Genomic DNA, 12,927 nt, shown 5'->3' with positions numbered 1-12,927 from the left:
GCCATAATAGCGGGAACAGAAACCGCAAGGAACGTACTCAGGGTAGACGAGATAGTCCCCAGAAAATGAAAAATGAGTACGCGGAAAAAGCCGGAAAAAAAATCAGAAAACGGAAATCAGGAATAAAAATTAAAAAATCAATCACGCTGATGACAATGCCTTTATCCCTCTCTCAATGGGCATTGTTATCATATCCCCCAGATAGTGAGTTAGACCTGCAACGCCTTCCAGGACAGGCATAAGTTTGCCATTTAAGTGCCCTCCGGGAAGAAGAAAGTCTAGATCCACAAAATCCCCGGAAAGAGCGGTTAAGACCCGGCTTTGCCATTTGCCGGGCAAATGCCTGCCAGAAACCGGAGATAAAATGTCAGGTGCTTTCGTGCCCTGTACCTCCGGGCAAGGAAAAGCACCGAACGGAAAACAGGAGGAATCTGCTTTATCCGACCCTTTTGCCATTTTAAGGGCCTGAAAGCAGTATTGATAGTCCTGAAAAACGGAAATGGATCGGAAGTCCCCACTTGCTGCCTGAATCCTCCGGGCAGGAGAGGGGCTCAAACCGGTCTTATCAAACCAATTTACGGTCGTCTCACGCTTTTCAATTCCTGCGGATAAAACCTATAGAAGGTGGCAAAGCCATGAAGTGCATGATAATCGGTGGGTTCCTCGGAAGCGGAAAAACCACAACAATAAGAAAACTTGTGGAACACCTGGGAAAACAGGGACAGAAAACTGCAATCATAGTCAACGAGATAGGGGAAATCGGGATTGACGGGGACACAATTTCGCAAGGCGGGATTGAGACCCGGGAGATCACAAGCGGCTGCGTCTGCTGTACCCTCAGGATCAGCATGGAGCATACCCTGAAAAGCCTGATGGCAGAATACAGCCCGGACACTATTATAATAGAGCCCACAGGAATAGCCTTCCCCAGGCAAATAAAAAACAATATCGAAAGCATGGCCCTTCCCGGACTTTCCTTTGCCCCCGTAGTGAACCTGGTGGATGCCAACCGCCTGAGCACGGACCCGGAAGAGCTCCAGAATTTCATGAGAAACCAGATTGAAGAAGCCGATATCCTGGGCATAAACAAAGTCGACCTTATTAAACAGGAAAGGCTCCTTGAAATCTGCATCTTCCTGCGCAAACTGAACCCGAAAGCCAGGATGTTCCATTTCTCAGCCAGGACAGGAGGAGAAACCCTCGGCACCCTGCTGGAAATGCTTGGAGAGAGCAGCAGGAAACAGGATGTTTCAGCTTCAAGGAACTCGGTCGACATGTCAGGGGTTTCGGCCTATTCCTCGGAATTCGAAATAACATCCCCGGAAATCCCCCTTGAAACAGCGGTTTCGGTTTCCGGGCAGATCCTGGAAGACATAAGAAACAGGGCCAGGGAGCTGAACCCCGAATTCATAGGCCATATCAAGCTTTCCTTCACCCATGGCGTGACCCTTGTAAAGGGGAGCATAACCGCAGCCCATGAAAATCCCGAACTTGAAGTCCTTAAAAAAGAGGGAAATCCGCGCTCACGGATAAAGGTGCTTTCTGCCGTAACAGCCGTGCCTCGGGAAGAACTTGCCAGAGCCGTAGATGCAGCGGTGTGCGGAGGGCTCGGAAACCGGCAGATATCATTCAAAAAACAGGAGCATAAAACCCACAGAGGACACAGCCCCGTATCAATCGGGCCTTTTAAGCCGGCAGGGCTTTAAGGAAATATGTTTCCGGTTCAGGAAAGCCCCGGGCCGGCACGCGAAAAGTTTAAATATAATAAAAAGGTCATCGCCCCCTGTACAGGGAACTCCCCTCCCCTGAAAGAAAAACGTAACTCTTTCACGGAACTCTTTCAGCCAGGTAGAAGAAACGGGCTTCACGCGGGCAGCAGTCCAAAAGCTTGCTGCAGAGAAAGAAAATCCGGACAGAGACATAATAAGTTGAGAGGGCAAAGTTCAACAAAAGCCAAAAAAACGGGTAGAAAAACGGCAAAAAATTGACTTCCACCTTATTAAGGAAAAAAATACGGAGTTGAATTTTGAAAGCTTTCTCCTGTTATTCCGAAAAGCGGGAGAAATACCCGGCATCTCCTGGAAGATTGCCGAAAGGTTCATTTCACTTGCACGCTTTCAAAAAAAAGACTTGAACATCTGATTTTGCCGGCATGGATCTCCCGGAAGAAAAACAATTAAACTTGAGTGAGCCCGGAGTTTGGAGAAAACCCCGGAATTCAGACCCCCCGTTGCAGCAATAAATTCTCCCCGACAGGAGAACAACGGCCCTGCAAATTTTAAAGGCATTGATCAGATCAATGCAAGCAAAAAACCTACTTCTTTTTTATTAAATCATTCACATGGAAATTTGTGTGAAGTATTATAAAATTACAGGAGCCTAAAAATTAGCATCGGTGAAGGTATATGCAATTAAATCCAACTGTCATTTGCAAGTGCAGTCCCGAATAATCAGGGATTAAAACCCTGTAACTCACTGGGAAGAGAAAAGGCCCAAAAGGCACCGGGATACGAAAGATCGGAAAAGAAGGAGTTCCTGATCTATATATAATCCCATGGGTGCCAGGAACCGGAACTTATTGAAAGGTGCCTGAAAAACGAAATATTCTAAGAAGGTGCCTGAAAACCGGGAAACGAACGGGCCTTAAAATATCAGCACATTGGTGCTGGTCTGGCACATCACCAGGAAGTTATGCAAACCCTCAATGTGAGGAGTTCGATCTGGAGGTTTTCGAATTCGTTCACATTTCTAATAAGGAGCACGCAACTTGCAGAATCAAGGATCTGAGCGGATCCGAGATCTAATCTTTCAAATGGAGGTTAAAATATGTTGGATTTGAAACTGGAAGACATCGATGGCATATTAGTACGCTACAACGTCGCCCTCGAAAAGGAAATGACTCCTGACGAAGCAGCAGAAGAGCTCTATCCGAAGGATGAACTTATCTACCCGATTGCAAAGTCAATCTATGAGGGTGAAGAAGACGATGTAGTTGACGGACTTAAAGCCGCAATCGCTGCTGGAAAGAACCCAATCGACCTCATCAACGATGCCCTGATGGTAGGAATGGGTGTTGTTTCCCAGCTCTACGATGATGGTATCATTTTCCTCCCGAACGTTATGATGTCTGCTGACGCAATGCTTAACGGCATTGAATTCTGCAAGACCCAGACCACCGAAGTACCCGAGCCCAAGGGCAAGGTCGTCTGCCACGTAGCAGAAGGTGACGTCCACGACATCGGTAAGAACATTGTTGCTGCCCTCCTCAGAGCAGCCGGCTACGACGTAGTCGACCTCGGCAGAGACGTCCCTGTTGACGAAGTCATCGAGACAGTCGTAAAAGAGAAGCCGATGCTGCTTACAGGTACTGCCCTCATGACAACTACCATGTACGCATTCAAGGAAATCAACGACAAGCTCCTCGAAAAGGGAATAAAAATGCCCTTTGCATGTGGTGGCGGTGCTGTGAACCAGGACTTCGTTTCCCAGTATGACCTTGGTGTCTACGGTGAAGAAGCCTCAGACGCAGTGAAGATCGCTGACTTCATCAATGCGAACGGTACCGAAATTGAAAAATTAAGAGAGGAATTCCACAAGCACTAATCGGAGGGAGCAAGAATGGTACAGAAATACACTTCAATGGCTTATGCCAAAGCAGACGACATGCTTTTCGGGAATGCAAAGTTCCCCGTAAAGGCAGGACTTGGCCTCGAGATCGGTGCAGGCTATGCAACCCCCGAACTGAACTACGCCCCAAGGCCCCAGGCAGGCAAGTCCAAGGACAAACTCGTAAAGGAATACGAGAGGATCACAACCGACGCAATGGCAAGGATGGTCCAGATCGGTGCACCCTCTGTAGTGCTTGAAACCGAACACGTCGAACAGATGTCCAACAACCCCGACTGGGGAGCAGCAGTTGCACACGCCCAGAAGACCATCATGGAAGAATACCACGATGAATACGGCATAAAGTGCGCACTCCGCCACACCATCGGTGACATCCGTGAAGACCGTGACTACCTCCAGCTCAGAGGAGACAAGTACAACACCTTCATGGAAGCCTTTGAACAGTGCGCCCAGAACGGTGCTGACCTGCTTTCCGTTGAGAGCATGGGTGGTAAGGAAGTCTTCGACTACTCCATCCTCAGGAACGACACCGCAGGTATCCTCTTCGGTATCGGTGTGCTCGGCAGCATGGACATGGAAATGGTCTGGTCTGACATTGCAGCAATCGCAAAGAAGAACGGCGTAGTTGCAGCCGGTGACACAGACTGTGCCCAGGCAAACACTGCAATGTTCATCGCAGGCGGCCTCCTTGACAAGAACCTTGCCCACACCATCGCAATCGTTGCAAGGGCAATCTCTGCAGCAAGGTCCCTCTGTGCATACGAAGCAGGTGCAACCGGCCCGGGTAAGGACTGCGGATACGAAAACACCATCATCAAATCCATCTCAGGTGTTCCGATTGCTCAGGAAGGTAAGACCTCAACCTGTGCCCACTCTGACCTGATGGGTAACCTGACCATGCAGTGCTGTGACCTGTGGTCCAACGAATCCGTTGAATACCACGGTGAATTCGGCGGTACCACCGTTCAGTGCTGGGTCGAGTCCCTCGCATACGACTGTTCCATGATGAACACCTCCCTGAAACTCGGGAAGGCAAAGGACCTCAGGGACATTCTCGCCCTCTCTGACAAATACAGAGACCCCCAGGGATACGTGCTTGCCTACGACAACGCCTACAGAGTAGGAGAGGCAATCGCAAAGGATGGAAGCGACAACTACCTCCGTGCAAAGAACGCTGCAGTCGAATGCTGCAACATTGTCGAAGAAGGTATCGCATCCGGCAAGCTCAGACTCACAAGGTTCGAAACCAATGCTCTTGCAAAGGTTAAGGCTGACCTTGAAGCCCTCACGGACGACAGCAACAAGTTCATGAGTGACTGCCTGACCAGGTTCAAAGAAGAAGTTGCAGTTTTCAGGCCCGAAAACTACGGGCTTTAAACTCTAAACTTCTTTTTTTTAATTTTTTGAAAAACTGGCTTCAGGGGGATATTGAATGACACAAAACGAAGGAGTTGCCACTTTAATCCTTGACAAGACTGCTGACCCCGCCCCGCTCGGTTTTACCGGTCTCGGCCTGTCTGCAGTCCTGTTGAGCCTTAGTTACATAGGTGTATACCCTGTAGGGTCCATGATCGTATCCATGGCAATATTCCTGGGAGGCTTTGCCCAGGTGTTTGCAGGGATCATGGCCTGGAAAAAAGGAGACATCTTTGCAGGCACTGCATTTTCGGCTTTTGGACTCTTCTGGTTCTCACTTGCCGGATTGATCATTATGCCTGCCCTTGGCTGGGTTGAGGCCCCCTCTTCCATTGCCATGGCTGCATACCTCGCAGTATGGGGCGTGTATACCTTTGTTATGCTGATTGCTACGATGAAGATTGGAGTCCGCGCCATTCAGTTTGTATTTGTGACGTTATTTATATTATTCATGCTGCTGGCCGTTGTAAACGCAACCGGAAGCACCGGGCTGCTTGTAGTGGCTGGCTTTGTCGGACTTATTATGGGCCTTGGCGCCCTCTACACCGCGTTATCCATAGTACTGAACAATGTCTACGGAAAGACGGTGGCTCCACTCTGAAGATAAACTGGTAACAGCATACAAAATCCTGGAAAAACGACTACAAAGGATTAATAGCGACCTCGAAAGACCTGCATAAAAACCAAAAAAACGGCAGGGGAAAAAACAGAAAAGATATCCCTAATAGAACCCTGAATTGGAAACACGGGTCTCAGGATCTGTGTTTCCAATTAACCCTCTCTAAACCAATCTGTTGCTCTCTTAAGTAAGTAAAAAACGCTGCATTATCGTACCGCGCTCAAGAAAACTGTCGTCATTCGAGGATCTACTTAATTTTTTTTAAATCCCCACATTCCCCCTTATCATTCTACTGACCCGGCTTAGAAGGGTCCGCTTCACGAGGGAGGATTCGAAAATTTAGAAGGTGAGTTCTAAATGAAAGCGGACAAAAACTTGAATAGGGCCCGGGGAATATCATACACCAGACTTTTTTTAAGCCTTCTGCTTACAGTTTTAAAATTTTTCGCGGGACTTTTTGGAAACAGTACCGCACTTCTGGCAGACGCTGTCCGTTCTTTTTCGGATTTCCTGGCCGAATCCGTGAAGCTCCTTGACCTTTGCATAGCCAGCAAGCCCAAAGACGAGAGCCATAATTACGGGCACGGAAAAGTTGCAACCCTCTGTGTGGGAGCAGGAGCGCTCTTACTTCTTATCACCGGAATTCAAGCCTTTTCCCTGGGTCTTGAAGAGCTGTTTCTATTTATACATGAAAAAGAGCCGGGAACTCCTGAAACAATTGCACTCGTCGTAGCAGGTGGGGCTTTCATATCAAGAGAAATTTTCCTCCGTATCAGCAGGAGAAGAGGCCTGGGGCCTGACAGCAGCAGCTATGCAAGCTTCCAGCTCCCCGGCAAAAACACCTTCATTTCGGGTGTTGTTCTTCTCGGAATCGGGTGCACGTTCCTTCCCGGGAATGGGTGGGATGCAGCCGATTCCTTTACTGCGGTGCTGGTGAGCCTTTATCTCCTCGGAACTTCGGCCAAACTTCTCTACGGAACCGTCGATGAGCTGATAGAAGCTTCCCTTGACGAAGAAAGCAACCGGCAAATAAGGAAAATAATAGACGAAACTGAAGGAGTTATTGCTTCTCACGAGCTAAAAACCCGGAAGATCGGAAAAGGCATTGCCATAAATGTCTGCATCAGCGTACATGAAACCCTGAACGTCCAGGAAGCAGCAGAGATCTCAAAAAGGGTTGAATCCCGATTGAAAAAAGCCTGCGGACCCGAGACTTACACCCTGATAAAAGCAGAACCTGACCCCGGAAGGAACTGTCACATCCATAACCGGAACCGGTTCAGGAACGGGCTTGCAGAAGAGGGAGGAAACAAAACAGCAATGTGAAATAAACCATGTAGATGAATAGTATCCAAAGATTAAAATAATAATATGAATATAATTGACGCTGATAAAACTTCAGATAGAAAAAAATTTTAAAGTTGCCCGCATATCCCTCTAAGACTTACGATCTCAATTCAAACTTACGATCTCAATTCAAACTTACGATCTCAATTCAAACTTACGATCTCAATTCAAACTTACGATCTCAATTCAAACTTACGATCTCAATTCAAACTTACGATCTCAATTCAAACAGGCAATACAGGTTAAATCACTATATGACTAACTCCCGCACAGGCTTCAATGACTATCCGGGCTTAAAAAACAAAAAATATTCAGTCGCAAGAGTGACTGACAAAAAAACAACTATCCAATTAGCTACTACATACTTTAACAACTATTCAAGCTTAAATTATTGCGGGCTTTAAGCGCACCTGGCTTTATTGCAATCCGGACACAAACTCATCTATAAGATAAATATGATTCTCCGAAATCTAAAAGCCATGGGAGAAGCCTGGAGAAGTCAAAACCAAGTTTACAAAAGAGGTTCATAATAATGCATTATAGTCTTGGAATCGATGCAGGGGGCACCTATACGGATGCCGTTATCGTAAGAGATTCAGACGGATCAGTCATCGAATCCAGCAAGGCGCTTACAACCTATCCCGACCCCCTGCCGGGAATGAGAAATGCAATTGACAGGCTGGACCCCGGATACATGAAGGACATAAAACTCGTATCCGTATCCACAACCCTTTCCACAAATACGATCCTGGAAGGCACCGGTTTTCCCGTCGGGCTGATAATGGTAGGGGACTATGTGATTCCCGAAGACCTCCCGAGCGACTACTGGATAGCCGTATCCGGAGGGCATGACAGCGACGGGGAAGAGTTAAAGACCCTGGACCTGGCTTCAGTTGAGGAATTTGCCCTGAAGGTAAAGGATAAGGTTTCGGCTTTTGCGGTTTCTTCCTACTTCAGTACCCGAAACCCCGAACACGAGTTTGATGTCAAAAAAGCTGTAAAGGAACTAACCGGGCACCCTGTTGTCTGCGGACATGAACTGTCCCAGGACCTGGGGGCTTATGAAAGGGCTGTAACGGCTTTTTTGAACGCACAGCTTATCCCGATCACCCACAAATTCATCCAGTCAATTATCGAAGAGTCTGAAAGCCGTGGAATTGACGCAAACCTGCTGATGCTGAAATGCGACGGTTCCGTGGTGGGAATTGAAGAAGCCCTGGAAAAACCCATCGAGACCATTTTCTCAGGGCCTGCAGCAAGCCTTGTTGGGGCTTCCCACCTGAGCAAGCTCGAAACCTGCGCCGTAATCGACGTGGGAGGCACGAGCACGGATGTGGCCATGATGCAAAACGGTCTCCCCGAACTCAGCAACACCGGCGCGGTAGTCGGGGGCTGGCAGACCAGGGTGAGAGCCATCCGCATGGAAACCTCGGCAACCGGGGGAGACAGCCATGTATGGATAAAGAACGACAGGGTCCATGTGGGCCCGAGAAGGGTGATCCCCCTCTGCAGGGCTTCGAGAATTTACCCTGGCTTTCTGGAAAAGTTAAAGCAAAACCGGGTTGCAAAGGGATACCTCTGTGAAAACATCCAGGTTACGAAATTTTTTGTCCGTACGGACTTTCCCCCTATCGAGTTGAAACCAAGGGAACGGGAAATCTACAGGTATATAGAAAAAGAGCCCGTATCCTTCGGGGACCTGCTCATAAAACTGAAAAAACGCCCTTCCCCCATGGCCCTGGATTCCCTTGTCCAGAAGCGGCTGATCCAGGCAATAGGTTTTACCCCCACGGATGCCCTGCACGTGCTGGGGGAATATAACGAATGGGACACCGACGTTGCAAGGGCCGGGGCTTCAATGCTGGGAAAAATGCTGAAACAGAGCCCCGAAGAGCTCAGTGCCGATGTGAAGCAGAGGGTCTCACGCAATATTGCCGAAGACCTGATAGCCTATCTCGTGCAGGGGATGCCGAGAAACGAGATTGACAGGGTACTTAAAGGAGGGCATTTCACCCGCTTCAGGGTAGAAATCCCGGTAATTCTTCTGGGCGGGCCCGTAGGGGCATACGCCGAAGACCTGAGCAAACTCATAGATGCCGACTTCAGGGTCCCGGAACATGCCGATGTTGGCAATGCCGTAGGAGCCCTTGTGGGAAAAGGGATCAAGAGAGTAGAGATTCTCATAAAAACCAGGGTTGTTTCGGCCGGGGAAGAAAACCCGGAAAATGTGGAGTCCGAAAATGTGGAATCCGAAACCTCTGTAAGTGAAGGATCCGGAACTCAGGAAAGTGAAGTAATAAAAGACACCCTGAAAAAGGAAAAGAAAACCGAGTTCCTGGTATTTTCCCCTGCCGGCAGAAAGAGATTCGATGTGCACAGCGAGGCCCAGGAATACGCAGAAAAACTTGGCAGGCAGCTTGTTATGGATTACATGATCAATGCAGGACTTGAAAAAGAGAATATAAGGATAGATGTCAGCAAAAAACACCTGGCTCCGAAAGGATGGACTGAAATCCCCCTGGAAACTAAAATCGTGTTTGTAGGGGTTGGAGTCCCCAGAAACCTCCTGGTGGGCTGACAGAATGAAGAGATAGAATTTAAAAACTCAAATAATAAACAGAGATATATATCCCATGGGCCGTAATTTAGTAAAACCATCTAAAAACGAACTGGATCGCCCAGGAAACGAACGCTAAAAATGGGGCTGTTTTAATATGCAATATAGTCTGGGTATTGACGCAGGTGGAACTTACACCGATGCTGTAATCCTGAGGGATTCGGACAGCAAGATCCTTGATACCAGTAAGGCACTTACCACCTATCCGGACCTTATGACCGGAATTAGAAATGCGATAGAGAAGTTAAATCCGGAATACCTTCAGAAAGTAAAACTTGTTTCGGTTTCCACAACACTCTCAACCAATACGATTCTGGAAAGGACAGGGTATCCTGTGGGCCTGATCCTTGTAGGAGACTACACCGTACCTAAGGAGCTGCCTGCCGAGTACTGTATAACCGTGAGAGGTGGGCATGACAGTAACGGAGAAGAACTCCAGCCCCTGGACATTACCACGGTAGAACAGTTCGCAATGAGCATGAAAAAGAAAGTCTCCGCATTTGCCGTTTCTTCTTATTTCAGTACCCGGAACCCGGAACACGAACTGAGGATAAAGAAGACGATCCTAAAACTTACCGGCCACCCCGTAGTCTGCGGGCATGAGCTTTCCCAGGAACTTGGAGCTTACGAAAGGGCAGCAACCGCAGTTTTAAACGCCCAGCTGATCCCCATCACCTACCAGTTTATCCATTCCATTATTACCGAAATAAGGGAGAGAAACCTTGACGCCAAAGTGCTCATGCTGAAATGCGACGGCTCTGTCATAGATATCAAGGGAGCAAAATTGCACCCCATCGAAACCATTTTTTCAGGCCCTGCAGCAAGTATTGTCGGAGCGTCCCACCTTTCCGGGCTGGATACCTGTGCCGTAATCGACGTGGGAGGGACCAGCACGGACGTTTCCATAATAAAAAACGGGATCCCTGAGCTTTGCGAAAAAGGAGCTGTTGTGGGGGACTGGCAGACCAGGGTAAAGGCAATCCGGACGGAAAGCTCCGCAACTGGAGGAGACAGCCATGTATGGATCAAGAAGTGCGTGAGGATAGGCCCCAGAAGGGTCATGCCCCTCTGTATGGCTGCGATAAAGTACCCGAATTTCAAAGAAAAGCTGGAAAATAACCCTGTACCCCTGAGGACAATGCTAAACGAGCATATCCAGCCGACCAAGTTCTTTGTCCGGACAGGGCAGATGCCAGTTAACCCCACAGAAAGTGAGACAAAACTACTTGAAGTGATAGGAGACGAGCCCCTTTCAGTCCATGAAATCTTGAATAAAATGAAAAGATTTCCCTCCCCTGCCGTCCTCGACTCCCTGATCCAGCAGCGGGTGATTCAGGGCATAGGCTTCACCCCTACGGATGCCCTCCACGTCCTGGGAGAATACACGGAATGGGATGTAGAAACCGCACAGATAGGAGCCAGAAAGCTTTCCCGCTTTACCCATATGGGGGTCCACACATTCTGCAAAAAAGTAAAGAAGCAGATTGCCATTAACATGGCTTACAGCCTGATGTCCTTTATTTTGGAAGGCCGGGGCAAAGAAGGGATTAAGAAGATGCTGGAAGGGGAAATCCCTGCCCAGTATAAGGTAAACATCCCTATTGTCCTGCTCGGCGGGCCGGTAAAAACCTATTATGAAGAACTGAAGGACCTGATTGATGCGGACATCATAGTCCCGGAGCACTCCAGCGTAGGCAATGCCGTGGGAGCTCTTGTAGGTAAAGGAATCAAAAGAATTGAAATCATGATCAGGCCTCAATCCATGGACAAACCGGACCAGAATTTCCTGGTATTTTCCCCTATGGGAAGGAAGAAATTCGATCAGTACAGGACTGCACTTGAATATGCCCAGAAAACAGGAGAAGAGATGATCCGTGACTCGATGAAGGATTTCGGACTTCCTGAAGGTTCAATAAAGATAGACACCAGCACAGAATACCTCATCCCTCCGGGATGGAAGCACATCCCGATGGAGACAAAAATGACATTTGTCGGGGTCTGTGCTCCGGGCTATTCAGGAGACGGCCCGGATTGAGATTGAAGGTCCGGAAAGGCAGCCTGAAAAAGAATCCCGGAGAAATCCCGATTAGAGCGAACAGTCAAAGAACCGGCCAGCCGAGAAGAAGGATCGGCGGCACAGCAGGAAATATATAAAGGAAGTAAGGAGATATGGAGTCTTCACTTATTGACCTGGTTTTTCGCTCCGAAAAAAGAAAAAATCTTCTCATAATGCTGGACAGCGGGTCTAAAAATATTGATGAAATCAAGGACGAACTTGATGTTACTGCCACATCCATCCTTCCCCAGATCAAGAAACTGATAGATAATGACCTGATAGTACAGGAAGAAAAGGTCTATAAACTCACCGTACTGGGGGAGTTTATTATCAGGAAGGTAAAACCGCTGATCAGCGCTCTTGATGTTGTGGAAAAGAGCAACCATTACTGGACAGGGCACGACCTGAACTCAATCCCCCGCCACCTTCTTGAAAGAATCGCCGAACTCGGGGACTGCACCATGATAGAACCGGACCTCAATCACATTTATGAGCCGTCCCAGAAAATCATTGACAGCATGGCGAATTCAAAGCGTGTGGCAACATTTGCTTCTTATTTCAATCCTGCTTACCTGCCCCTTTATGTGGAACTCGGCAGGAAAGATGCCGAACTTTCCCTTAATTTCACCCAGTCGGTCTGGGACCACCTCTCAAACGAGCACTCCAAAATGCTAAAAGAAGCCATAGAGATGGATAACGTAAGCCTCTATATTTCCAAAGAAGGAATAAGGATTACCGAAATCACTGTGACGGATAAGATCATGCTTCTCGGGCTTTTCGATAAAAATGGCAAATTCGACCAGCAGTTTATTATGAGCTTTGAGCCGAGTGCCCTGCGCTGGGGACAGGAATTGTTTGATTATTTCAAGAGACTCTCAAAACAGGTAAATAAGATATAACTCTGTTTTGAAAAAAAATGGCAAGAGACGAAGAATATCCCGAAAAGATTCACAATGGAGTCCAAAACGGTTTTTGGCAACAACCGAAGTTTCAACCTTCCGGAACACAGTAAAAAAATGGCATGAAGAAATTCTTATGTAAGGTTTCTTCACGAGGACACGAGAAATAAAGGTAATGATAAATAATTATATATTTTATAGTAGTGATATATTGAGAGGATTTACATAAAAAGAATTTAGGATTCTCCGGATGTCCTCGGGTTTATTCCCATACAGCCATCTCTCCAAAAAACAACATAAAAAGATAACATAAAAGGGGTAGAGGCATGGGAATCGTAAAGTAGTT

The 12,927-nt window shown here is 47.7% G+C and carries 9 protein-coding genes; all 9 read left to right on the top strand.

Annotated features, from left to right (window positions below):
• Positions 1–242, top strand: a 242-nt coding sequence (locus FTO70_RS05695; RefSeq protein WP_255334752.1) for a hypothetical protein, incomplete at its 5' end; no start/stop codon positions are given.
• A gap of 393 nt (positions 243–635) precedes the next feature.
• Positions 636–1,706: a GTP-binding protein gene (locus FTO70_RS05690; RefSeq protein WP_255334750.1), complete on the top strand. Its 1,071-nt coding sequence runs from the start codon at positions 636–638 to the stop codon at positions 1,704–1,706.
• Positions 1,707–2,826: 1,120 nt separating this feature from the next.
• Positions 2,827–3,603 carry a methanol--corrinoid protein MtaC gene (gene mtaC / locus FTO70_RS05685; protein WP_255334749.1) on the top strand — a complete coding sequence of 259 codons (777 nt, stop codon included), beginning with the start codon at positions 2,827–2,829 and terminating at the stop codon, positions 3,601–3,603.
• A gap of 15 nt (positions 3,604–3,618) precedes the next feature.
• Positions 3,619–5,004: a methanol--corrinoid protein co-methyltransferase MtaB gene (gene mtaB, locus FTO70_RS05680; protein ID WP_255334748.1), complete on the top strand. Its 1,386-nt coding sequence runs from the start codon at positions 3,619–3,621 to the stop codon at positions 5,002–5,004.
• 55 nt (positions 5,005–5,059) lie between these two features.
• Complete coding sequence (locus tag FTO70_RS05675) at positions 5,060–5,644, top strand: acetate uptake transporter (protein WP_255334746.1); 585 nt, start codon at positions 5,060–5,062, stop codon at positions 5,642–5,644.
• Between the two features lie 375 nt (positions 5,645–6,019).
• Positions 6,020–6,988: a cation diffusion facilitator family transporter gene (locus FTO70_RS05670; protein ID WP_255334745.1), complete on the top strand. Its 969-nt coding sequence runs from the start codon at positions 6,020–6,022 to the stop codon at positions 6,986–6,988.
• A 553-nt stretch (positions 6,989–7,541) separates the two neighbouring features.
• Positions 7,542–9,587, top strand: a complete 2,046-nt coding sequence (locus tag FTO70_RS05665; protein WP_255334744.1) for a hydantoinase/oxoprolinase family protein — start codon at positions 7,542–7,544, stop codon at positions 9,585–9,587.
• A gap of 136 nt (positions 9,588–9,723) precedes the next feature.
• Entirely contained in the window at positions 9,724–11,661 is a 1,938-nt protein-coding gene (locus FTO70_RS05660) for a hydantoinase/oxoprolinase family protein (protein ID WP_255334742.1), read from the top strand.
• Positions 11,662–11,795: 134 nt separating this feature from the next.
• Positions 11,796–12,581 (top strand): winged helix-turn-helix domain-containing protein, encoded by a 786-nt coding sequence (locus FTO70_RS05655; protein WP_255334741.1) that lies wholly within the window; start codon positions 11,796–11,798, stop codon positions 12,579–12,581.
• The last annotated feature ends 346 nt before the right edge of the window (positions 12,582–12,927 follow it).

It is taken from the genome of Methanosarcina sp. KYL-1, assembly GCF_024372725.1.
Lineage (GTDB): Archaea > Halobacteriota > Methanosarcinia > Methanosarcinales > Methanosarcinaceae > Methanosarcina.
The sequence above is the reverse complement of the archived record's forward strand: the minus strand, read 5'-3'. Positions and strand labels throughout refer to the sequence as shown.

Coding starts and splice junctions, on each gene's coding strand:
- FTO70_RS05690 (WP_255334750.1), top strand. CDS start 636: ATGAAGTGCATGATAATCGGTGGGTTCCTCGGAAGCGGAAAAACCACA.
- FTO70_RS05655 (WP_255334741.1), top strand. CDS start 11,796: ATGGAGTCTTCACTTATTGACCTGGTTTTTCGCTCCGAAAAAAGAAAA.
- FTO70_RS05665 (WP_255334744.1), top strand. CDS start 7,542: ATGCATTATAGTCTTGGAATCGATGCAGGGGGCACCTATACGGATGCC.
- FTO70_RS05675 (WP_255334746.1), top strand. CDS start 5,060: ATGACACAAAACGAAGGAGTTGCCACTTTAATCCTTGACAAGACTGCT.
- mtaB (WP_255334748.1), top strand. CDS start 3,619: ATGGTACAGAAATACACTTCAATGGCTTATGCCAAAGCAGACGACATG.
- mtaC (WP_255334749.1), top strand. CDS start 2,827: ATGTTGGATTTGAAACTGGAAGACATCGATGGCATATTAGTACGCTAC.
- FTO70_RS05660 (WP_255334742.1), top strand. CDS start 9,724: ATGCAATATAGTCTGGGTATTGACGCAGGTGGAACTTACACCGATGCT.
- FTO70_RS05670 (WP_255334745.1), top strand. CDS start 6,020: ATGAAAGCGGACAAAAACTTGAATAGGGCCCGGGGAATATCATACACC.